The following is a 22,119-nucleotide window of genomic DNA, read 5'->3' on the forward strand; positions in this document are numbered from 1 at the left end:
GTCGTACGGGGCTGGGGTCCGGCCTCACCCCCGCGCCACGATCTCCCGGGCCAGCTCCGCCAGTTTCGGCAGCGCCGGGTGCCCCGGGCCGTCGCGGCGGGCGAGGAGGACCGGGACGCCCGGGGCGTCGTCGAGCGGTACGTACGCGACGCCCGGGTGCGGGTGCATGGCGGCCGTGGAGGCGGCCGAGACCCCGTTGCCGCGGCCGGCGGCGATGGCGGCCAGCCAGTCGTCGGTGTTGGCGACGGTGAGCGTGGCGGCGGGCCGGGCGTGCGGCGGCCAGAGACCGGGGGTCGTGGTGCCGGAGACGGTGTTCAGCACGACCGGGCCGCCCGCGAGGTCGGCGAGGCGCAGCGACGTCACCGAGGCGAGCGGGCCGTCCGCGGTCACCGCCGCCACCCGGGCCTCGGTGAACAGCACCTCCGTGACGAGCCCCGGCGCCTCCACCGGTCCGCGCAGCAGCGCCGCGTCGACCTCGCCGCGGGTGAGCCCGGCGGTGCGGTCGTCGATCCGGAGCAGCTCCAGCGGGGTGTCCGGATACCGCTGCTGCCAGGTGCGCAGGAGCGGTGTGGTGTACGGGCCGAAGGCCGACCAGGCGTGCCCGAGCCGCAGGGGCCAGTGGCGCAGCCGCCCGGTGTCGAGCGCCTCGTCGAAGGCGGCGACCGCGGCGGCGGCCTTGTCGCGGAAGGCGACGCCCTCGGGGGTGAGGGCGAGGTGGTGGGTGGAGCGGTCGACGAGCCGGATGCCGAGGTGGCGCTCCAGGGCGGCGAGGGTGCGGGAGACGGCGGGCTGGGTGAGGCCGAGGTGCGCGGCGGCCCGGGTGACGTTGCCCTCCTCGGCGACGGCGAGGAAGGCCCGCAGATGGCGGAGTTCGACGGCGCGGGTGGGGGGTGCGGGGGGTGCGGCGTCGCGCGCGGGGCGTGCGGGGTCACGTGCGGGGCGTGCGGGGTCACGTGCGGGGCGTGCGGGGTCCGCCGTGGGTCCGCTGCCTTCCGGGTGGCTCATGGGACGCGCTTCCGGGTGGCTCGTGGGGCGCGCTTCCTTCGGTTCATGCGTCCGGAGCATAACGGGAGTCCAGAAGTCATTTCACGGGACGCGCGCGGGTCTCTACCGTGGGTGGGCGTGGGGGCTGTGAGGCCCGCCCACTCCTCGTACCTCCGGAAGGCCGCCCGTGAACGTCCAGCCCAGCGCTTCCGAGCCGGCCGCCGCCGCAGCCGTCGCCGTACCCGAGGCGGCACCCGCTCTGGACGCCGCCGGCCGGCAGGACTCCGGGCGGCAGGACTCCGGCCGGCAGGACGCCGGCCCTGGAAGGCGCGCGGCGCTGGTGCCGGTCGTGCTGGTGGTCGCCGGGGGCCTCTCCGTCCAGTTCGGCTCGGCCGTCGCGGCGCTGCTGATGCCGAAGGCGGGCGCGCTGGGCGTCGTCACGCTGCGGCTGGCGGCGGCCGCGCTGATCCTGCTGGTGGTGTGCCGGCCGAAGCTGCGCGGCCACTCGCGCGCGGACTGGGGCACGGTGGTCGCCTTCGGCGTCGCGATGGGCGGCATGAACACGCTGTTCTACCAGGCGCTGGACCGGATCCCGCTCGGTATCGCCGTCACCCTGGAGGTACTCGGCCCGCTCGCGCTCTCCGTCTTCGCCTCGCGCCGCCTGATCAACGTGGTGTGGGCCGGACTCGCCCTGGTCGGCGTGGTCCTGCTCGGCGGCGGGGGCTTCGACCGCCTGGACCCGGTCGGTGCGGCGTACGCGCTGGGGGCCGGGGCGATGTGGGCGGCGTACATCGTCTTCAGCGCCCGCACCGGCCGCCGCTTCCCGCAGGCGGACGGGCTGGCCCTGGCGATGGTGGTGGCGGCGGTCCTCTCGCTGCCGCTCGGCATCTGGGAGTCCGGCGCGAAGCTCACGGTCCCGTCCACCGTGGCGCTCGGCGCGGCGGTGGCGGTCCTCAGCTCGGTCCTCCCGTACACCCTGGAACTCATGGCCCTGCGCCGCCTGCCCGCCTCCACGTTCGCGGTGATGATGAGCCTGGAACCGGCGATCGCGGCGACCGCGGGCTTCCTCATCCTCAACCAGGCCCTCTCCACGACGGACGCCCTCGCCATCGCGCTGGTCATCGGGGCGAGCATGGGGGCGGTACGCAGCCAGGCGCGGGCGCGGCGCAAGGAGTGATCAGCGGTCGGCGCCGGTGATCAACGGCGTGCGGCCCGCTCCTTGATGTGCTCGTACACCGACTCGTCCATCTCCTCGGGTGCGAGCGAACGTCCGCTGTCGAAGACCGGCAACTCCCGTCCGCGCTTCGGCGCTCGGCGTCCGGCCGTTCCGCGTCCAGTCGTCCTTCCAGCTCTTCCGGAATGCCCATCGTGTTCCCTCTCGCGGTGCTCCGAGACGCTGTCCCGCCCTACGGAGAGCAGGGCGCGAGTTTCCACCGTGCGGTCACCAGGTGCAGCGTGCCTGGAGGTCGGTGATGGAGTCGGCGAGCTCGGCCGGGTGGGCGGGCCACCCCGTCCGGTGCCAGTGCTCGATCCGCCAGGACAGCCGGCGCGGCCACAGCGGGGTGGCAGGCAGCTCGTCCACAGGGACCCAGACGGGGGCGCCGCCGTAGGTGTCCAGCGTCTCGGGGTCCCCGAGACGCCCCTCGGCCGCCATGAGGAAGTAGTGCTCGTGCCGGCCCTCCTTCCAGACCCGCGCCACCTCGCGCCCGACGTTCCCGTGGAGACCGGTCTCCTCGCGGAGCTCCCGTACGGCGGCCTCCTCGGGCGTCTCGCCCGGCTCCACCCCGCCGCCCGGGATCTCGAAGTGCGGGCCGCCCTCGTCCGGTTGTCGGAAGTGGATGAGCAGCATGTGCCCGTCGTGGATCACGATCGCCCCGGCCCGGACCCGTACGGGAGGGACGGCGGCCGGATCGTGCACCGCGACGGCCCCCACCTCGCCCGCCCCTTCCGCCCAGGCCCGCAGGACGGCCTCCGCCGTGCCGGCCGGCCAGAGGCGCGCGTGCAGGGCCTCGTCCAGGGAGAGCGCGCGCAGCGGGCCCGGGGGCGGTGGCGTCGTACCGGGGAAGGCGTAGCGGAGGAATCCGTCGTCGTGGCGCTCCTCCAGGATGAGCCGGTCGCCGTCGAAGTGCGGGTTCACCAGGTGCGGTTCGGCAGTCATCGGCGGAGGTTAGCAGCGGCGGCCGGTGCCAGGCGGGCGGCGGGAACGGGAACCGGACACAGCCCCGGGCCTCAGGCGCGCGCCCGAACGGCAACCGGAGACGGCCCCGGGTCTTAGGCCGGTGCCGGGAACGGGAAGCGGACCTCCGTCAGCTCCTCCGACACCTCCCACAGCCGCCGCCCCGTCTCCGCGTCGGTGGCCGCCGGGGCGAGGGGCACCCGGGTCGGGCCGCCGCGCAGCTCTCCGCGGCCGTCCGGGCCGATGAGCTCGCCGCCGCGCACGCCCGGGGCGGTCGCCGCGTACAGCTGCGGGAGCGCGCCGGCCTCGGGGCGCTGGGCGAGGGGGAGCAGGACGCGGCCGAACAGCAGCTTCACCAGGCCCGTCGGCGCGCTCGTCTGGAGACGGGTCGCGGTGTAGCCGGGGTGCGCGAGCACGCTGCGGACCGGACTGCCGGATGCCGCCAGCCGTCGGTGCAGCTCGTGCCCGAACACGGCGTTGGCCAGCTTGGACCGGTCGTAGAAGACCATCGGCTTGTAGCCGTGCTCGCCGTTCAGGTTGTCGAAGTCGAGGTGCGCCTTACGGTGGTTGACCGAGGTCACCGTGGTGACGCGGGGGTCCCGCCCCCGCTCCAGCAGGTCCAGCAGCAACCCGGTGAGCGCGAAGTGGCCGAGGTGGTTGGCGGTGAACTGCAACTCGTGCCCCTGGGCGCCGGACGAGCGTGGCGGCGCCATCACTCCGGCGTTGTTGACCAGCAGGTCCAGCTGGGGGCGGTCGGCGTGCAGGGCGTCGGAGAACGCCCGTACGGAGTCGAGGTCGGCCAGGTCCAGCCCGCGCACCTCCAGGTCGGCGCCGGGCTGCCCGGCGGCGATGTCCGCGGCGGCCCGGCGGCCCTTCTCCTCGTCGCGCACGGCGAGGATCACGTGCCCGCCCCGGCGGGCGAGAGCGCGCGCGGTCGCCAGGCCGAGGCCGCTGTTGGCCCCGGTGACGACCGCGACGCGGCCGGTCTGGTCCGGGATCCGCTCGACGGTCCAGGGCTGTTTCGGTGTCGGGTTCCGAGTCATGCGGCATACGATGTCGCGGGTGGCACCAAGTGTCAATAGGTTACTGAGTGTCTGAGTGGCACTGGATGTCAACGGTGGCATGGCGCTACGATGGTCGGCGTGAGCCCCCGCCCCGAAGTGACCATGGCCCAGCGCAAGCGTCAGCTCGTCTCGACCGAACTGACCGAAGCGGCGCTTCAGTTGATGGCGGTGGAGGGGTTCGACGCGGTCACCGTCGACGAGATCGTGGCCACCGCCGGAGTCTCCAAGCGGACGTTCTTCCGCTATTTCGCGTCCAAGGAGGACGTGGTCGTCCAGTTCCTGGCCGACATGGGCACCGGTATGTGCGCCGAGCTCGCCGCCCGCCCCGCCGACGAGCCCCCCTCCGTGGCGCTCCGGCACGCCGTCTGGGTCGCCATGGCGGCCTGCGCCGACGGCGTCGACCACTCCGGCCGGGCCCTGCGGGTCGTCCAGTTGATCCTGCGCACCCCCGCCCTGCGCGCCCGCTTCCTGGAGCACCAGGGGCAGTGGCGCGACGACCTCGCGGTGGAGGTGGCCCGGCGTCAAGGGCTCGACCCCGAGGCCGACCTCTACCCCCGTCTCGCCGCCGGTGCCGCCCTCGCCGCCTTCGACACCGTGCTGCGGCGCTGGAGCGACAGCGGCGGCGCCGAGGACCCCGCCGCGCTGACGGACCGGGCCTTCGCCGTCCTCGCCCCGGCGCTGGACGCGGCCTGAGCCGTTCCGCCCTCCCGGTGACGCGCCGGTCCTCGGTGGCCGCCGGACAGAAAATCATGCAAGCGCGCTTGATTGTTTCTCAGGCCGCTGCCATGCTCCTGGACACCACACCCGGTCCCGAGGGGAGCGCACGTGTCCGCTGTCGTAGCCGTGATCGATGATCTGCGCGAGGAGAGCGAGGAACTCGACGCGCTGGTCGCGGCGTTGGAGGCCGAGCGGTGGAGCGGTCCGACGCCCGCCGAGGGCTGGACCGTCGCCCACCAGATCGCGCACCTCGCCTGGACCGACGAGGTCGCGCTGCTGGCCGCCACCGAGCCGGACCGGTTCGGCGACGAGGTCGCCAAGGCGCTCGCCGCTCCCGAGTCCTTCGTCGACGAGGCCGCCGACGCCCTGGTCGCCGCCCACGCCCCGGACGCCCTGCTCGCGCGGTGGCGGGACGGGCGGCAGCGGCTCGGGAAGGTGCTGCGGGACGCCCCGGAAGGGACCCGGATCCCTTGGTACGGGCCGCCGATGAGCGTCGCGTCCATGGCGAGCGCCCGGCTCATGGAGACCTGGGCCCACGGCCAGGACATCGCGGACGCCCTCGGGGTCACCCGCACCCCCACCGCCCGGCTGCGGCACGTGGCGCGGATCGGTGTGCGGGCCCGGAACTACGCCTACGCGGTACGGGGGATCGAGGCACCGCAGGAGGAGTTCCGCGTCGAACTGCGCGGGCCAGGCGGCGAGTTGATCCCGTACGGTCCCGAAGGCGCCGCCCAGCGCGTCACCGGGCCGCTCCTCGACTTCTGCCTCCTGGTCACCCAGCGCGCCCACCGCACCGACCTCACGGTCACCGCCGAAGGCCGCGACGCCGACCAGTGGCTCTCCATCGCGCAGGCCTTCGCCGGACCACCGGGACCGGGCCGCCTGCCGCGCGCGGAGCGGGGCGGACTCCGATGAGCGACGCCCCCGCGCCCCTCCGCATCGGCAACGCCTCCGGCTTCTACGGCGACCGCTTCGACGCCGTCCGCGAGATGCTCACCGGCGGCCCGCTCGACGTCCTCACCGGCGACTACCTCGCCGAGCTGACCATGCTCATCCTCGGCCGCAGCCGCCTCAAGGCCCCGGAGAAGGGGTACGCCACCACCTTCCTGCGCCAGCTGGAGGAAGGTCTCGGTCTCGCCCATGAGCGCGGCGTGCGGATCGTCACCAACGCGGGTGGCCTCAACCCGGCCGGACTCGCCTACGCCGTGCGGAAGTTGGCGGCCACGGTCGGCGTCCCGGTCACCGTCGCCCATGTCGAGGGCGACAGCCTGCCCGTGCCGGACGGGTTCCTCACCGCCAACGCCTACCTCGGCGGCGCCGGGATCGCCGCCTGCCTGCGGGCCGGTGCCGACATCGTGGTCACCGGCCGGGTCACCGACGCGGCCCTCGTCACCGGCCCGGCCGCCGCCCACTTCGGCTGGGGCCCGGACGACCTGGACGCGCTGGCGGGGGCGGTGGTCGCCGGGCACGTGCTGGAGTGCGGTACGCAGGCGACCGGCGGGAACTACGCCTTCTTCGGGGAGCACGACATCCGCCGGCCCGGCTTCCCGCTCGCCGAGATCCACGCCGACGGATCCGCCGTGATCACCAAGCACGCCGGTACGGGAGGCGTCGTCGACGTCGGGACGGTCACCGCCCAACTCCTGTACGAGACCGGGGGAGCCCGGTACGCGGGACCCGACGTCACCGCCCGTCTCGACACCGTACGGCTGACGCCCGACGGCCCGGACCGGGTCCGCGTCGACGGCGTACGCGGCGAGGCCCCGCCGCCCACGCTCAAGGCCGGGCTCACGCGGCTCGGCGGCTGGCGCAACGAGGTTGTCTTCGTCCTCACCGGCCTGGGCGTCGAGGCCAAGGCGGACCTGGTGAAGGAGCAGTTCGCCGAGGCCCTGGAACGCGGCGGCGGGCGGCCGCCGGCCGAGGTGCGCTGGGAGCTGGCCCGTACGGACCATCCCGACGCCGACACCGAGGAGCGGGCGAGCGCGCTGCTCCGGCTCATCGTCCGCGACCAGGACGCGGAGGCCGTGGGCCGGGCGGTCTCCGGGGCCGCCGTGGAGCTGGCTCTCGGCAGCTACCCGGGCTTCCATGTCACCGCCCCGCCCGGGAAGGGCGCACCGTACGGAGTGTTCGAGGCCACCTACGTACCGGCGACGGAGGTCGAGCACACCGCCGTGCTGCCGGACGGAAGCCGCGCAACCATCGAACCGCCCCTCCGGACAATGGAGTTGGCCGAGGTCGATGACCCGCCGCTGCCCGACCCGTACCCTTCCGGCCGCCCCACCCGCCGCGCGCCGCTCGGGCTCCTCGCCGGTGCCCGCAGCGGGGACAAGGGTGGCGACGCCAACGTCGGTGTCTGGGTCCGGGACGACGACGCGTGGCGGTGGCTGGCGCACGAGCTGACCGTCGAGCGCTTCCGCCAACTCCTGCCGGAGACAGCCGAACTGGCCGTCGTACGCCATGTCCTGCCCAACCTGCGCGCCCTGAACTTCACCGTGCACGGCCTCCTCGGCGAAGGTGTCGCCGCGCAGGCCCGGTTCGATCCGCAGGCCAAGGCGGTGGGGGAGTGGCTGCGGTCGCGGTGGCTGCCGATCCCGGTGGCCCTGCTGGACGACGCCGATCCCGTACCGGAGGTGACCGCATGACCGTCCTGCCCACCGCACTCGACACCAACAGCCCTGAATACGCGGCGAATCGAGCCGCTCTGCTGGAGAAGCTCACCGCGCTGGAGACCGAGCACGCCAAGGCGCTCGCGGGCGGCGGCGAGAAGTACGTCACTCGCCACCGGGGGCGCGGCAAGCTCCCGGCCCGCGAGCGGATCGAGCTGCTCGTCGACCCGGACACGCCGTTCCTGGAGCTGTCACCGCTGGCCGCCTGGGGCAGCGACTACGCGGTCGGCGCCTCGCTCATCACGGGCATCGGGGTGGTGGAGGGCGTCGAGTGCCTGATCACCGCCAACGACCCGACCGTACGTGGCGGAGCCTCCAACCCGTGGACGCTGAAGAAGGCCCTGCGCGCCAACGAGATCGCCTTCGCCAACCGGCTCCCGTGCATCAGCCTGGTGGAGTCCGGCGGCGCCGATCTGCCGTCGCAGAAGGAGATCTTCATCCCGGGCGGGGCGCTGTTCCGGGACATCACCCGGCTCTCGGCCGCCGGAATCCCCACCGTGGCCGTGGTGTTCGGCAACTCGACCGCCGGAGGCGCGTACGTCCCCGGTATGTCCGACCACGCCGTGATGATCCGCGAACGCTCCAAGGTCTTCCTCGGCGGACCGCCGCTGGTGAAGATGGCCACCGGCGAGGAGAGCGACGACGAGTCGCTCGGCGGCGCCGAGATGCACGCCCGTACGTCGGGCCTCGCCGACCACTTCGCCGTCGACGAGCAGGACGCGATCCGCCAGGCCCGGCGCATCGTGGCCCGCTTCAACTGGCGCAAGGCGCACGCCGATCCGGGGATCGCCGAACCGCCGAAGTACGACGAGGAGGAGCTGCTCGGGATCGTGCCGGGCGACCTGAAGGTGCCCTTCGACCCGCGCGAGGTGATCGCGCGGCTGGTCGACGGCTCGGACTTCGACGCGTTCAAGCCGCTGTACGGGACGAGCCTGGTGACGGGCTGGGCGCGGCTGCACGGGTATCCGGTGGGGATCCTCGCCAACGCGCAGGGAGTGCTGTTCAGCGAGGAGTCGCAGAAGGCCGCCCAGTTCATCCAACTCGCCAACCAGCGGGACATCCCGCTCCTCTTCCTGCACAACACCACCGGCTACATGGTCGGCAAGGAGTACGAGCAGGGCGGCATCATCAAGCACGGCGCGATGATGATCAACGCGGTCGCCAACTCCCGGGTCCCGCATCTGTCGGTCCTGATGGGCGCCTCGTACGGGGCCGGGCACTACGGCATGTGCGGCCGCGCCTACGACCCGCGCTTCCTCTTCGCCTGGCCGAGCAGCAAGTCCGCCGTCATGGGCCCGCAGCAGCTCGCGGGCGTCCTGTCCATCGTGGCCCGTGCTTCGGCCGCCGCGAAGGGGATGCCGTACGACGACGAGGCGGACGCCGGGCTGCGCGCGATGGTGGAGCAGCAGATCGAGGCGGAGTCGCTGCCGATGTTCCTGTCCGGGCGGCTGTACGACGACGGGGTCATCGACCCGCGCGACACCCGGACCGTCCTCGGGATGTGCCTGTCCGCGATCCATACCGCACCGGTCGAGGGCGCCCGTGGCGGCTTCGGCGTCTTCCGAATGTGAGGCCCGGATGACCATCACGACTCTTCTTGTCGCCAACCGGGGCGAGATCGCCTGCCGGATCTTCCGCACCTGCCGTGACCTGGGCATCACCACGGTCGCCGTGTACTCCGACGCGGACGCCGACGCCCTGCACGTACGCGAGGCGGACCTCGCCGTACGCCTGCCGGGGGCCGCCCCGGCCGACACCTATCTGCGCGGCGACCTCGTCGTGGCCGCCGCGCTGGCCGCCGGGGCGGACGCCGTGCACCCCGGCTACGGCTTCCTCTCCGAGAACGCCGCCTTTGCCGCCGCCGTGCAGGACGCGGGGCTGGTGTGGGTCGGTCCGCCGGTGAAGGCGATCGAGCTGATGGCGTCGAAGACCCGGGCCAAGGAGCTGATGGCGGGGGCCGGGGTGCCGCTGCTGGCGCCGGTGGACCCGGCGACGGCGGGCCCGGACGATCTGCCGCTGCTGCTGAAGGCGGCTTCCGGTGGTGGTGGCCGTGGGATGCGGATTGTTAGCGAACTGGACTCCCTGGGAGGCGAGTTGCTGGCCGCCGCCGCCGAGGCCGCGTCCGCCTTCGGCGACGGCGAGGTGTTCGCGGAGCCGTATGTGGAGCGGGGCCGGCACGTCGAGGTGCAGGTCATGGCGGACGCGTACGACACCGTGTGGGCCCTCGGGACTCGGGACTGCTCGCTCCAGCGCCGCCACCAGAAGGTCATCGAGGAGGCCCCGGCGCCCGGCCTGGACGAGGCCCTGCGCTCACGGCTCCACGACGCGGCGGTGGCGGCCGCGCGGGCGGTCGGCTACCGGGGCGCGGGGACCGTGGAGTTCCTCGTCTCCGCCGACTGCCGCCCGTACTTCCTGGAGATGAACACCCGCCTCCAGGTCGAACACCCGGTGACCGAGGCCGTGTTCGGGGTGGACCTGGTCGCGCTGCAACTGCGGGTCGCGGAGGGGGAGCCGCTGCCGGCCCCGGAGCCGCCGTCGTCCGCGGGCCACGCGGTGGAGGCCCGGCTCTACGCCGAGGACCCCGCGCGCGACTGGCAGCCGCAGACCGGAGCACTGCTCACGCTGGAGGTGCCGGACGCGCCCGGTCTGCGCCTGGACACCGGGTATGCCGGCGGCGACACCATCGGCGTCCACTACGACCCGATGCTCGCCAAGGTCATCGCCCACGCCCCGACGCGCACGGAGGCGATACGCCTGCTGGCCGGGGCCCTGGAGCGCGCCCGTATCCACGGCCCGGTCACCAACAGGGCTCTGCTCGTAAGGTCGTTGCGCCACCCGGATTTCGTGGCGGCCCGCCTCGACACCGGCTTCTACGACCGCCACCTCGCCGACCTCACCGCGCCCGGGGACGGCGATCCCGCCACCGCCGCACTCGCCGCCACCCTGGCGGAGGCCGTACGCGCCACCACGCGCGGCACCGGCCCCGCACCCACCCGCCTCGGCGCCTGGCGCAACGTCCCCTCGCAGCCCCAGCTCAAGCGCTACCGCAGCGAACCGGACGGCACCGAGCACGAGATCGCCTACCGCACTCCACGCACCGGCATCCCGCAGCCGTACGAAGCGAACGGCGTCCGGGTCCTCTCCGTCACCGCCACCCGCGTCTCGCTCGAACTCGACGGTGTGACACGCCACTTCGACCTCACGTATGGCGGCGACCGCGTCCACGTGGACACCGCCGGAGCCTCGTGCACCTTCACCGTCCTGCCCCGCTTCACCGACCCCGCCACCCGCACCGACCCCGGATCGCTCCTCGCCCCCATGCCCGGCACCGTCGTCCGCCTCGCGGAGGGCCTCGTACCCGGAGCGGCCGTCGCGGCCGGGCAGCCGCTGATCTGGCTGGAGGCGATGAAGATGGAGCACCGCATTCTCGCCCCCGCCTCCGGCACCCTCACCGCCCTGCACGCCGCACCCGGCCACCAGGTCGAGGTCGGCGCCCTGCTCGCCGTGGTCCAGGAGGACCTGGGCCCCGCCCCCGCAACGGAGGAGACCGCATGAGCACCGTCCGTACCGCCGTTCTCGAAACCGAAGAGCACCAGGCCCTGCGCGCCGCCGTCGCCGCCCTCGGCAAGCGGTACGGGCGCGACTACATGACCACCGTCATCCGCGAGGGCTCCCACACCCACGAACTGTGGGCGGAGGCCGCCAAGCTCGGCTACCTCGGCGTGAACCTGCCCGAGGAGTACGGCGGCGGAGGCGGCGGGATGGCCGAACTCTCGATCGTGCTGGAGGAGTTGGGGGCCGCCGGGTCGCCGCTCCTCATGATGATCGTGTCCCCGGCGATCTGCGGCACGGTCATCGCCCGCTTCGGCACGGACGAGCAGAAGCGGACGTGGCTGCCGGGCCTGGCCGACGGCACGCTCACCATGGCCTTCGGCATCACCGAGCCGGACGCCGGGTCCAACTCGCACCGGATCACCACCACCGCCCGCCGCGACGGCACGGGACCGGACGCCGACTGGGTCCTCACCGGCCGCAAGGTCTTCGTGTCGGGTGTGGACATAGCCGACGCCACGTTGATCGTCGGCCGTACGGAGGACGCCCGGTCCGGCAAGCTCAAGCCCTGCCTCTTCATCGTCCCGCGCGAGACCGAAGGGTTCGGCCGCCGCCCGATCGACATGGAACTCCACGCGCCGGAGAAGCAGTTCGAGCTGGTCCTGGACGACGTACGGCTGCCCGCCGACGCGCTGGTCGGCGACGAGGACGCGGGGCTGCTCCAGCTCTTCGCCGGGCTGAACCCCGAGCGGATCATGACGGCCGCCTTCGGCATCGGGATGGGCCGGTTCGCGCTCGGCAGGGCCGTCGAGTACGCCCGCACGCGCCAGGTCTGGAAGGACCCGATCGGCGCCCACCAGGCCATCGCCCACCCGCTCGCCACCGCCCACATCGACCTGGAGCTGTCGCGGCTGATGATGCAGAAGGCCGCCCGGCTCTACGACGACGGCGACGACATCGGCGCGGGCGAGGCGGCGAACATGGCGAAGTACGCGGCCGGCGAGGCGTGCGTGAAGGCCGTCGACCAGGCGGTCCACACGCTCGGCGGCAACGGCCTGACCAGGGAATACGGCCTGGCTTCGCTGATCACCGCCTCCCGCGTGGCCCGGATCGCGCCGGTCAGCCGCGAGATGATCCTGAACTACGTCTCGCACCAGTCGCTGGGCCTGCCGAAGTCGTACTAGGCGCACTGGGCGTACCAGTCGAACCAGGGGTGAAGAAACCCGTCCGACCTCTCCCTCTTTCCCTCCCCCAGGGGCGATTCTGACTCTCCGCACCACCCGCACGGCGTCCCGCGCCGCCTCCCGGGCAGCGCGGGCCACCGCGACGACAGGGGTTGACCGCCATGGTGTTCCGCAGTGAGTACGCAGATGTACCGGCCCTCGATGTGCCCATCCACGAAGCGGTCCTCGGCGAGGCGGCCGGCTTCGGTGACACGGTCGCTCTGATCGACGGGACGAACGGCATGTCCCTCACGTACGCCCAGCTCGACGGCTTCCACCGCCGCATCGCCGCCGCACTCGCGGAGGCCGGGCTCAGGAAGGGCGACGTGCTCGCCCTGCACAGCCCGAACACCATCGCGTACCCGGCGGTCTTCTACGGCGCCACCCGCGCCGGCGCCTCCGTCACGACGGTCCACCCCCTGGCGACGGCCGAGGAGTTCGCCAAGCAGCTGTCCGACAGCGGGGCCAAGTGGATCGTCACCGTCTCCCCGCTCCTGGAGACGGCCCGCCGGGCGGCCGAACTGACCGGCGGCGTCCAGGAGATCTACGTCTGCGACCAGGCGCCGGCCTCGGAGGGCCACACCTCCATCCTGGACATGCTCGCCTCCACCGCCCCCGAGCCGACCGTCGCCATCGACCCCGGCGAGGACGTGGCGGCGCTCCCGTACAGCTCCGGCACGACCGGCACGCCGAAGGGCGTGATGCTGACGCACCGGTCGATCGGGACCAACCTGGAGCAGCTGAGACCGTTCATCCCGATGGGGGAGGGCGACCGGATTCTGGCGGTCCTGCCGTTCTTCCACATCTACGGCCTGACGGCGCTCATGAACGCGCCCCTGCGCTGCGGATCCACCGTCGTCGTCCTGCCGCGCTTCGACCTGGCGCAGTTCCTGGAGGCCATCCAGACGCACCGGATCACCGGTCTGTACGTGGCTCCGCCGATCGTGCTGGCGCTGGCGAAGCACCCGCTGGTGGGGGAGTACGACCTGTCCTCGCTGCGGTACATCGTCAGCGCCGCGGCTCCGCTCGACGCCGAGCTGGCGGAGGCGTGTTCGGCCCGGCTGGGACTGCCGCCGGTGCGCCAGGCGTACGGGATGACGGAGCTGTCGCCCGGTACGCATGTGGTGCCGCTCTCCGTGGAGCAGCCGCCGCCGGGCACGGTGGGCAAGCTGTTGCCGAACACCGAGATGCGGATCGTGGCGCTGGAGGACCCGACGCGGGACGCGGAGCCGGGCGAGGACGGCGAGATCCTGATCCGGGGCCCGCAGGTGATGAAGGGCTACCTCGGCCGCCCGGACGCCACCGCCGACATGATCGACGCGGACGGCTGGGTGCACACGGGGGACGTCGGCCGGGCGGACGAGGACGGCTGGCTGTACGTCGTCGACCGGGTCAAGGAGCTGATCAAGTACAAGGGGTACCAGGTCGCCCCGGCCGAGCTGGAGGCCCTGCTGCTGACCCATGAGCAGGTGGCGGACGCGGCGGTGATCGGGGTGTACGACGCCGAGGGCAACGAGGTCCCGAAGGCGTTCCTGGTCCGGGGCCCGGCGGCGGAGAGCCTGACCACGGACGAGGTGATGGCGTACGTCGCCGAGCGGGTCTCGCCGTACAAGAAGGTGCGGCAGGCCGAGTTCGTCGCGGCGGTGCCCCGGGCGGCGTCCGGCAAGATCCTCCGGCGCGAGCTGCGCGACCGGGAGAAGACGGAGGAACAGTGAGTCTCATCGTCACATCCCGGGAGCGGGGCATCGCGACCCTGACGTTGGACTCCCCGGCCAACCGCAACGCGCTGTCGGCGCGGCTGGTGGCGGAGTTGCGGGATGCCTTGACGGCCTGCGCCGCCGACGACACCGTACGGGCGGTGGTGCTGGCCCACACCGGGTCGACGTTCTGCGCCGGCGCGGACCTGAAGGCGCCGCCGGACCCGGAGGCGTTCGTGGGGCTGATGCGGGAGGTCGTGGCGCTGCCGAAGCCGGTGGTGGCCCGGGTCGACGGGCACGTACGGGCGGGGGGCCTCGGCCTGCTCGCCGCGTGCGACATCGCGGTGGCGGGCGAGGCGTCCTCCTTCGCGCTCACGGAGTCGCGGCTGGGCCTGGCCCCGGCGGTCATCTCGTTGACGCTGCTGCCGCGCGTGGACCGTACGGCGGCGAACCGCTACTACCTCACCGGCGAGCGGTTCGACGCGGCGGAGGCGGCACGGATCGGCCTGGTCACGGTGGCCGCCGAGGACGTGGACAAGGCGCTCGTACCGGTCCTGGACGGGCTGCGCAGAGCGTCACCGCAGGGGCTGGCCGCATCGAAGGAGCTGGTCACGGCTACGGTGCTGAGGAGCTTCGACCAGTACGCCGAAGACCTCATCGCCCGCTCCGCCGCGTTGTTCGCCTCCGACGAGGCGAGGGAGGGGATGACGGCCTTCCTCGAACGACGGGACCCGGCATGGGTGCGGTGACCTCTTCCTCCTCTGCTTCCCGGGCTGCTCACGCGCCCAAGCAGGACCGCAGCCGGGCGACCCGGCAGCGGCTCCTGGAAGCGGCGGTGGCCTGCCTGGCCGAACACGGCTGGGCGGGCTCCACCGTCTCGGTCGTCGCCGAGCGGGCCGGGGTCTCGCGCGGCGCGGCCCAGCACCACTTCCCGACCCGCGAGGACCTGTTCACGGGGGCGGTGGAGTACGTGGCCGAGGAGCGGTCCGCCGCTCTGCGCGCGCTCCCCGTGCAGGGCCGCGCTGAGGTGGTCGCGGCGCTGGTGGACCTGTACACCGGACCGCTGTTCCGGGCCGCGCTCCAGCTGTGGGTGGCGGCGTCGAACGAGGAGCAGCTGCGGCCGCGGGTGACGGAGCTGGAGGCGCGAGTGGGCCGCGAGACGCACCGCATCGCCGTCGAACTCCTGGGTGCCGACGAGTCCCGCCCCGGCGCCCGCGAGACGGTCCAGGGCCTGCTGGACATGGCCCGCGGCCTGGGCCTCGCCAACCTCCTCACCGACGACACGGCCCGGCGCGCGCGGGTGGTGGCGCAGTGGGCGAGGCTGGTGGAGGAGGGGCTGGGGTGAGGCCGGGCCGGGCGGGTACGGACGGTTGGATGTACGGGAGTTGACGTACGGATGTGGAGTCGGCGGCGAATGGCCGCCGGGCCTGCGGATCGGGCGTGGGGGGCTCTGCCGCTGGCTACGTTGACGCTGTGCGCAGGCAGCAGCGGTCAGGGAGCGACGGCGGGAGCGGTGGCGGGGGCGGTGGTTCCGGCGCGAGCGTGCGGGGCGTGTCCGAGTCCGGGGCCGCCGTGCGCGCGCCCCGGACGGCGCGTCCGGCCGGCCCGGGCGTCCTCGACGGCGGCCCCCGCGACCTGCGGGCCATGCAGCAGACCCTGGGCAACGAGGCCACCACACGCGCGCTTCGACGCGGAAAGCGCCCGGCCGCGCCGCCACCGGCCATCGACGAGCGGGCCGAACAGGGGCTCGTCCTGCCGCCGTACCTGCTGGACCTGGAGGCGGGCGGGCTCTCCACGGCGTACGGGCTGACCGGGCACGAGTTCGTCCGCAACGCGGTGGCGGCCGTGGTCGGGCACGGCGACGGCACGGTGGCGGGGATCGCTGCCGAACTGGCAGGACGCCCCGAGTCGTTCTTCGGCCGGGGGCGCGCGTTCGCGGTGGAGGGTGGGTCGGGCGGTGAGGGCGCTGATGGTGGTGGCGGGTTCGATGTGACGGTGAGCATCGCGCCGGCGCCGGACGACCGGCCGCCGACGTTCCACCCCGCCGCCGATCTCGCCACGGCCGCGCCGGACCCGGGCGGGGCGCCGCTGGCCGCCGTGGACGACGCGGAGGGCAAGGAGACCAAGGTCGACGTCCAGCACAACAGCGGTGCCACGGCCGGCAGTTCGGTGGGCAACTCCTCCAGCACGGGCGTGGGCGGCACGGTCTTCGGGCTCGCGCCGGTGGCGCCGGGGCTGTGGCTGGGCGCGGCGGCGACGGGGAGCGTGCAGCCCTGGCACTCCTCGCGGGACTCCCGCTCGCAGCGCGGGGTGGCCGAGCCGCGCGTGCTGCGGAGCGACAAGGGCTCGGTGGAGGTCGCGCGCCGGGTGGTGTACGTCGTACGGGTGCGGCGGCAGGCGGGCGGGGACGAGCAGGTCTTCCGGGGCTCGGGAGGACTGACCCAGCGGGTGCCGACGGAGCACCTGATCCCGGCGGGGACCGGCGCTCCGGCCCGTCCGGAACCGGTGGACGCGGAGCGGGCGCGGCAGGTCGCGATGGCCGACTCGCTGGCGCCGGTGGCCGTCTCCGACACGGCCGGACCGCACCGGGGCGGCGGCGGGCTGTTCGACGCGGTCGCCTCCGTCCTGCACCCGTCGCTGACCGCGCCCGGAGCCCCCGGCCGCTCCCGGCTGTACGAGGCGACCGCCACCGCGACCGTGCTGGAGGACCTGCCACGGCTGCTGGGCGGCGACGGCGTCACCGGCGACGACCTGTACTCCAAGGACGGCAGCAGCGCGGGCAGTTACCGCATGCGCGCCGCCGTCACCGGCCTGACCCCGGCCTGGTCGACCGGGAAGACCCAGCTCCGTACCCACCAGCAGGCCCAGCACACCGCGACCGAGTCGGCGGGCAAGGGCCGGTCCGTCGCGGGCGGCGTCGGCCCGGCGATCGGCGTCGGCGCGGCGGCGAACGCGGCGGTGGTACGGGCCACCGCGATGCCCGTCGCCGCCGCGCGCAAGGCCCGGTTCAGCGTGAACGAGCAGACGGTCTCCAGCCGCCAGGGCGCGGAGGTGCGGGGCGAGAAGGCGCTGTACACGGGGACCGTGCAGTTCACGGTGGAGGGGACGGGCCCTCGGTCGATGCGGATGATCCTGCGCCCCGAGGCGCGGGTGGCCACGCACGCGATGCGGGTCCGGATCAGCCTGCGGGCGGACGAAGCCAGGGAGTTGGGCCTGCCGCTGCCACCGGGCGTGGAGGCGGGCGAGTTCGTCAAGGAGCCGGAGAGCGGGGCGGACGAACGGCACCTGCCCTTCGGCGCGACGGGGGCGAGCGTGACGCTGGGCCGCCTGGACACCGCACCGATGATGAAGGCCGTACGGGAGCTCTTCGCCACCGATCCCCGGCTGACCGGCTACCTCCCCGCGTTCGGCGCCACGCCGCCTCCGGCCGACCTCAGCCGGGAGGAGGCGGAGGCGCAGCGCGCCAACTACCGCGAGCTGACGGCCGCGCTCTCCGAGGCCAACCTCCGGGTGAACAAAGACCAGTTGCTGTCGACGGGTATCCGCGTCCGGCTGCGCCGCAAGACCGCGATGCACTCCCATGACGTACAACTGCGGGTGCACGGAACGATGGGCGAGGCGCACCATTTCGGCGAGATCGACGACTGGTTGGTACGCGCTCATGCGGGGGCTGCGGCCAATGCGCAGACTGGCCGCAGCAGTTCGCGCTCGATCGGCGGCATGGTGCTGGCTCAGGCGCGGCTGATCCCGGGCGTGCTGACCGGCTCGGCCCGCTACGAGCGGCAGAGCTCCGGCATGCGCCGTAACCAGGCCGGCCCCACGACCCGTACCGACGTCCTGACCAACGGTTCGGAGCAGGCAAGCGCGTTCGGGGCGGCGCTGCGCCTGAAAGTGGACGTCACGATGACCTCACGGCAGCGGAAGCTGACCCGCGCGCTGACCCCGGGCGCTCCGGGCCGGGACGCTCCGGAGGCACGGCTGCTCTCCGGCCTGCACCTGGAGGAACAGGACGTACGGCTGCTGACTCCGGCGGAGTTCACGGTCGGCGCGGAGGAGAAGGCGCGGCTGGACGCGGGCGCCGGTCAGGCCCCCGGCCCGGAGCGCCCGGTGACCGGCGCGTCGGGCATCGGCGACCTGGCAGCGCTGGCGCCGGTGCCGACGGCCGGGCAGCTGGTACGGGACTGGCAGCTGGTGGAGACGCTCGGTGACGGGCAGCCGGTACGCGACCTCGCCCTGGCACTGCTGTCCCGGGCGGCCGCACGCGGCGAGGCGGGCCGCCGGGACGAGGCGCTGGGGACGGAAGGGCTGGCGCCCCGGCTGGCGGTGGAGGAGCGGTTCAGCCCGCGCGCGATCACGGCGTCGCTGCGGCAGGCGGCCTCGTCGGGCTGGGTGGTGAAGAACCTGCGCTACCCGCGCCGCATGGCCGCGCTGAACGGAGCGGTAGGCACGCGACTGGCCCTGTCTTCACCCCAGTTGGTACACGAGGCGTCGGGCCCCGGTACGGAGACGTTCATCCTGGGCGGCCACCAGGCGGGCGGCCAGCAGGGAGAGGGCACCTCCACCACGGTGCAGGCCGGGGCCACCCTCGTACAGAACGGCCCGGAATGGCGGGTCGGCGAGGGCCTGTCGGCGTCCTGGTCGACGAGTACGGGCGACACGGAGTCGGCCACGGTCGCGGGAACGGTGGAGCGCAACGCCCACACCCCGAAGAAGGCGCCGTTGTACCTGGTCCGGTGCGATCTGCTGGTCACGATGGTGGCGGAGGTGAAGGTGACGGGCGGCGGCCCGTACGTGGCGAGCGCGGGTCGGACGCTGCCGGGCGCGGCAGCGGTGTGGCTGACGGCGGAGCAGCTGCGGGCGTCGGGATTGGACCTGCCGGGTTCGGCGCGGAAGGCGCTGAAGGTGGAGGCTCCGAGCGAACGCGCGGAGACATCGGCCGCCGGCGCACGCGCAGGCAGGGGTCCGTCCCGCCCGAGACCGACCCTGTCCCGCGCGCTCCCGCTGGGCTTCGGCATGATCGAAGACGTACCGGACTTCGTCCCGCTGCTGTCCGGCCTGCGCAACACGCTGTCGCTGACGGGCCGACAGGACCTGGCCGAAGACCTGCTGCCGCGACAGCAACTGCGGGACCGCAACGACAACGTGCAGCGCCTGCTACGGGTGTTGGACCGCGACGGCTCCACCGGCCTGCTGGCGAGCGCGATGGACGGCGGGGTGACGGTGGAGCTGCTGGACGGCCGTAAAACGCCGTACTGGGCGGTGTTCAAGGTCGACCGCGTCGGCGACGGCGTCTGGGACGGGGAGGCGGACGACGGCCGGGACATGGAGTACATCACGTCGGCGGTCGCCCAGCAGTCCACCTCCCACGACGAGGGCGAGACGGCGGGCGTGGAGGGCATCCTGGCGGGCTCCGGCAAACCGGACGGCGGGGCAGGCCAGTTGAAGAGCACGGGCGGAGCGGCCGGACTGGGTCTTGCCTCGGGCTCCGGCCGCCGCAGGGGCGGGGCGGCACGTGGCCAGCTGGGCATGAAGACGGTGGCGGAGGCGAAGACGGCCAAGTCGGCGAAGATGCGGGTCCCGATCGTGCCGTCCCTGGAACTTCATCAGGGCGCAAGGAGATTGGCCGTAGCAGGCCTCGGCCGTACGTCCTTGGTCCACCGAGTCCTGGAGGAGGACCTCAAGGCCCTGTCCCGAGTGACGCCCTCTCGCCGCGCGCCACGCCCTGCTCCCGGCATCGGCACCGGTACCGACGCGGGCGCCTCGGCCGCGGCCGGGCTGGGCACATGGCGGGCGGCCGGGGTGCCGCTTCCGATGGAGGCGCAGGTGAACGGCTTCCAGGGGGCGGCACGCGTACGGGAGTTGGTGTCCACGGCCATCCGCGCGGCAGGCGGCAACGACCGCTTCCGCGACAAGGGCCATGCCGCCGCGTACACGCTGGGCGAGGCGGTCTCCACGGAGTGGCTGATCGCGGCCCTGCCCCTCCTCACCAACGCCGGCGCGGAGCTGCCTCCGATCCACGCGAGCGGCGCAACGGGCCAGGACCTCCGGGCATCGGTCCACGCCCGCCTGAGGGCGGGCCGCGTGCTGGGCGCCGGGGACAAGATGACGTTCGAAACGGCGGCGCAGAGCCACCTGGGCGCCCCACGCCCGACCCAGACGGACGGCCAGAGCGCGGCCGAGCAGAGCAGACAGGCCCGAGGCCTCCTGGGAGCCGGAGTCCTGAACGCCGACGAGTTCCGCCTCAACCAGTTGATGGCCAACACGGGCGGCTCGGGCTCGGCAACAGGCGCTTCGGCTCACGGGGCGGGCTCGATGCCGCTGCACAAGCCGAAGTTCGCGTCGGTCCTGGTCCAATTCACGCTGGACGTACGGGTGGTGGCGAGGGTGGCGAACCGCGCACGGCCGTCCCGTACTGAGCTGGCAGACCGCGAACTGACCCTCCCGCAACCGGTGGTGATCCGGATGCCACTCCCGGTGGCGGGCCGCTTGCTGGCCGCACACCCGGAGGCGATCACGGACCAGCACGACAGGTTGGGCCTGAGGACGAAGGCGGCGCCGCCCCCCTCGTAGAACGGCTAATCCCCTTGGAGGGAAAAGCCCTCCGAGGAGACCAGCCCCTTGACCGGATCGGCACGGAAGGAGGCAACCCAGGCGACGGGGTCGCAGCCCGGCCCGTTGGGATACTCCACGGTCAGCTGGGCCTGCGCGGTGTGCGTGACCGCCCTGCTCCCGTCGGCCGGAGTCACGGTCAGCTCGACGGGCAGCTTCCTGGCCCCGATGTCCTGCGGAAGCCGCACCGACGCCAGCCCGATCGGCTCGCTCGGATCACCGGAGGCACGCTCTTCGCAGGAGCCGTCCACACAGACCCGAAGGGTGGCCCCGCCGGCCCCTTGGAAGTCGGCCGGCCGCCAGACGACGGAGACGGCCGAGTCCATGGCGCTGAGCGTGCACATGTTGCCCTGCTGAGCCACACACCCGGCCAGCGAGACGACGGAGCCGAGGGAGAGGAGGACGCTGCGTATTCTGGCGCGCGGCCAGGGCAAGCCGGATGCGGCTGGGGCCGGCCCGGCAGAACGCGCCTCGGCCTCTCTCACCATCGGAGCTGAAGCCCTTCGCATACGCCCTGCCTTTTCCCTCAAGCCCACAACCGCCCCCACCCGACCTGACGGACACGCTGTTCCGCCCACCACCTGGACGACTTCCTCGGCGATGATCCGTTCCCCAGTTGTACTTCACTGCGTCGGGGGCGTCGCGGGGGCGGTGACCGGGGCGCGGGCTGGCGCGGAGGTAGGGCGCGTGGGGGCGGCCCCGCAGATGCGGGGATCACGGACCCTTCCACGAGGTGAGCTTGTCGGTCAGGAGATCACCCCCGCACGCGCGGGGACCCACTCACCGTCCGCCACGTACTTGATCAGCCGGCCGGGAACACCCCCGCACACGCGGGGACCACGGCGGTTTACCGCGGTAAACCGCTCACGCGACGGGACCACCCCCGCACGCGCGGGGACCGCACCCGGCTGGGGGCGGGGTGCTTTCGTACGTCCGCTACCCGCGACGAGCGGCACCGCCGGGCCAGACCACGTCGACGGCCAGCCCAGCCTGCCGGGCCTGTTCGACGGTGTCAGCAGTGCCGCCGCCCTTGCCCGATGGGGGCGTGCCGTCCCAGACCGCGACGAGGCGGTCCGCGCGGTGCAGCAGCTCGGCGTTGGCCGCCTCGTAGGCAGCGCGGTTCGCCGTCGGGTGCGGCAGGGTCACCACCTCCTCGGCGGCCTCGACCAGGTGGTCGAAGACGGCGGCATGATCGGGCTTCACCTTCGTCGCGCGGTAGTCCTGTGAAGGGATCACCGCGACGAGGCGGCCACCGATGGCGGTGACCTCTTCCGCGAAGAGGCTGTCCGACCCGGCGGCGATGCAGGAGACGCCGGTCAGATCGTCGCTGTATCCGGCGAGCAGCTCACGCAGCACGGCTCGTACCAGCGGCACGCTCTCGTCGGTCAGGTCCATGTGACCGGTCACGGCAAGCGTCGTCATATGCCCGTT

At 73.5% G+C, this 22,119-nt stretch carries 16 protein-coding genes; 11 read left to right on the forward strand and 5 right to left on the reverse strand.

Features of this window, described 5'->3' with window-relative positions; all coding sequences use genetic code 11:
* Positions 1-24 precede the first annotated feature (24 nt).
* Entirely contained in the window at positions 25-1,005 is a 981-nt protein-coding gene (locus ACQP09_RS20290) for a LysR family transcriptional regulator (protein ID WP_433401698.1), read from the reverse strand.
* A 166-nt stretch (positions 1,006-1,171) separates the two neighbouring features.
* Between ACQP09_RS20290 and ACQP09_RS20295 the strand changes: the two genes are divergently transcribed.
* Entirely contained in the window at positions 1,172-2,161 is a 990-nt protein-coding gene (locus tag ACQP09_RS20295; RefSeq protein WP_433401700.1) for an EamA family transporter, read from the forward strand.
* 264 nt (positions 2,162-2,425) lie between these two features.
* Here the strand turns inward: ACQP09_RS20295 and ACQP09_RS20300 are convergent, their stop codons facing one another.
* Complete coding sequence (locus ACQP09_RS20300) at positions 2,426-3,142, reverse strand: NUDIX domain-containing protein (protein WP_433401702.1); 717 nt, start codon at positions 3,140-3,142, stop codon at positions 2,426-2,428.
* A 113-nt stretch (positions 3,143-3,255) separates the two neighbouring features.
* Positions 3,256-4,203 carry an oxidoreductase gene (locus tag ACQP09_RS20305; RefSeq protein WP_433401704.1) on the reverse strand — a complete coding sequence of 316 codons (948 nt, stop codon included), beginning with the start codon at positions 4,201-4,203 and terminating at the stop codon, positions 3,256-3,258.
* Between the two features lie 90 nt (positions 4,204-4,293).
* Between ACQP09_RS20305 and ACQP09_RS20310 the strand changes: the two genes are divergently transcribed.
* The 10 genes from ACQP09_RS20310 to ACQP09_RS20355 all read left to right on the forward strand — a co-directional run bounded on the left by ACQP09_RS20310 (position 4,294) and on the right by ACQP09_RS20355 (position 20,649).
* Positions 4,294-4,917 (forward strand): TetR family transcriptional regulator, encoded by a 624-nt coding sequence (locus ACQP09_RS20310; RefSeq protein ID WP_433401706.1) that lies wholly within the window; start codon positions 4,294-4,296, stop codon positions 4,915-4,917.
* 132 nt (positions 4,918-5,049) lie between these two features.
* Positions 5,050-5,856, forward strand: coding sequence for a TIGR03084 family metal-binding protein (locus ACQP09_RS20315; RefSeq protein WP_433401707.1), 807 nt, complete (start codon positions 5,050-5,052; stop codon positions 5,854-5,856).
* Complete coding sequence (locus ACQP09_RS20320; protein WP_433401709.1) at positions 5,853-7,583, forward strand: acyclic terpene utilization AtuA family protein; 1,731 nt, start codon at positions 5,853-5,855, stop codon at positions 7,581-7,583. The genes ACQP09_RS20315 and ACQP09_RS20320 overlap by 4 nt, the downstream gene beginning before the upstream one ends.
* Positions 7,580-9,178 (forward strand): acyl-CoA carboxylase subunit beta, encoded by a 1,599-nt coding sequence (locus tag ACQP09_RS20325; RefSeq protein WP_433401711.1) that lies wholly within the window; start codon positions 7,580-7,582, stop codon positions 9,176-9,178. Before ACQP09_RS20320 ends, ACQP09_RS20325 begins: the two co-directional genes overlap by 4 nt.
* Before the next feature lie 7 nt (positions 9,179-9,185).
* Positions 9,186-11,162 (forward strand): acetyl/propionyl/methylcrotonyl-CoA carboxylase subunit alpha, encoded by a 1,977-nt coding sequence (locus ACQP09_RS20330; protein ID WP_433401713.1) that lies wholly within the window; start codon positions 9,186-9,188, stop codon positions 11,160-11,162.
* Positions 11,159-12,343 (forward strand): acyl-CoA dehydrogenase family protein, encoded by a 1,185-nt coding sequence (locus ACQP09_RS20335; protein WP_404065203.1) that lies wholly within the window; start codon positions 11,159-11,161, stop codon positions 12,341-12,343. Before ACQP09_RS20330 ends, ACQP09_RS20335 begins: the two co-directional genes overlap by 4 nt.
* 161 nt (positions 12,344-12,504) lie before the next feature.
* On the forward strand, positions 12,505-14,097 hold the full coding sequence (locus ACQP09_RS20340) for a 4-coumarate--CoA ligase family protein (protein ID WP_433401715.1): 1,593 nt from the start codon (positions 12,505-12,507) through the stop codon (positions 14,095-14,097).
* Positions 14,094-14,828, forward strand: coding sequence for an enoyl-CoA hydratase family protein (locus ACQP09_RS20345; protein WP_433401717.1), 735 nt, complete (start codon positions 14,094-14,096; stop codon positions 14,826-14,828). Before ACQP09_RS20340 ends, ACQP09_RS20345 begins: the two co-directional genes overlap by 4 nt.
* On the forward strand, positions 14,816-15,424 hold the full coding sequence (locus ACQP09_RS20350) for a TetR/AcrR family transcriptional regulator (RefSeq protein WP_433401719.1): 609 nt from the start codon (positions 14,816-14,818) through the stop codon (positions 15,422-15,424). Before ACQP09_RS20345 ends, ACQP09_RS20350 begins: the two co-directional genes overlap by 13 nt.
* A gap of 206 nt (positions 15,425-15,630) precedes the next feature.
* Entirely contained in the window at positions 15,631-20,649 is a 5,019-nt protein-coding gene (locus ACQP09_RS20355; RefSeq protein WP_433401720.1) for a hypothetical protein, read from the forward strand.
* 5 nt (positions 20,650-20,654) lie between these two features.
* On the opposite strand, the gene ACQP09_RS20360 is transcribed toward ACQP09_RS20355, so the two are convergent.
* The gene (locus ACQP09_RS20360) at positions 20,655-21,122 is read right to left on the reverse strand and encodes a hypothetical protein (RefSeq protein WP_433401722.1); all 468 of its coding nucleotides are present in this window, start codon (positions 21,120-21,122) and stop codon (positions 20,655-20,657) included.
* Between the two features lie 502 nt (positions 21,123-21,624).
* Complete coding sequence (locus tag ACQP09_RS20365; RefSeq protein WP_433401724.1) at positions 21,625-22,110, reverse strand: hypothetical protein; 486 nt, start codon at positions 22,108-22,110, stop codon at positions 21,625-21,627.
* Positions 22,111-22,119 lie beyond the last annotated feature (9 nt).

This window comes from Streptomyces sp. CA-146814 (genome assembly GCF_050942385.1).
Lineage (GTDB): Bacteria > Actinomycetota > Actinomycetes > Streptomycetales > Streptomycetaceae > Streptomyces.

Excerpts from the sequence above, each read along its gene's own strand:
- ACQP09_RS20300 (WP_433401702.1), bottom strand. The coding sequence starts at position 3,142 with ATGACTGCCGAACCGCACCTGGTGAACCCGCACTTCGACGGCGACCGG.
- ACQP09_RS20330 (WP_433401713.1), top strand. The coding sequence starts at position 9,186 with ATGACCATCACGACTCTTCTTGTCGCCAACCGGGGCGAGATCGCCTGC.
- ACQP09_RS20340 (WP_433401715.1), top strand. The coding sequence starts at position 12,505 with ATGGTGTTCCGCAGTGAGTACGCAGATGTACCGGCCCTCGATGTGCCC.
- ACQP09_RS20305 (WP_433401704.1), bottom strand. The coding sequence starts at position 4,203 with ATGACTCGGAACCCGACACCGAAACAGCCCTGGACCGTCGAGCGGATC.
- ACQP09_RS20350 (WP_433401719.1), top strand. The coding sequence starts at position 14,816 with ATGGGTGCGGTGACCTCTTCCTCCTCTGCTTCCCGGGCTGCTCACGCG.
- ACQP09_RS20325 (WP_433401711.1), top strand. The coding sequence starts at position 7,580 with ATGACCGTCCTGCCCACCGCACTCGACACCAACAGCCCTGAATACGCG.
- ACQP09_RS20365 (WP_433401724.1), bottom strand. The coding sequence starts at position 22,110 with ATGACGACGCTTGCCGTGACCGGTCACATGGACCTGACCGACGAGAGC.
- ACQP09_RS20310 (WP_433401706.1), top strand. The coding sequence starts at position 4,294 with ATGGTCGGCGTGAGCCCCCGCCCCGAAGTGACCATGGCCCAGCGCAAG.
- ACQP09_RS20320 (WP_433401709.1), top strand. The coding sequence starts at position 5,853 with ATGAGCGACGCCCCCGCGCCCCTCCGCATCGGCAACGCCTCCGGCTTC.
- ACQP09_RS20335 (WP_404065203.1), top strand. The coding sequence starts at position 11,159 with ATGAGCACCGTCCGTACCGCCGTTCTCGAAACCGAAGAGCACCAGGCC.
- ACQP09_RS20290 (WP_433401698.1), bottom strand. The coding sequence starts at position 1,005 with ATGAGCCACCCGGAAGGCAGCGGACCCACGGCGGACCCCGCACGCCCC.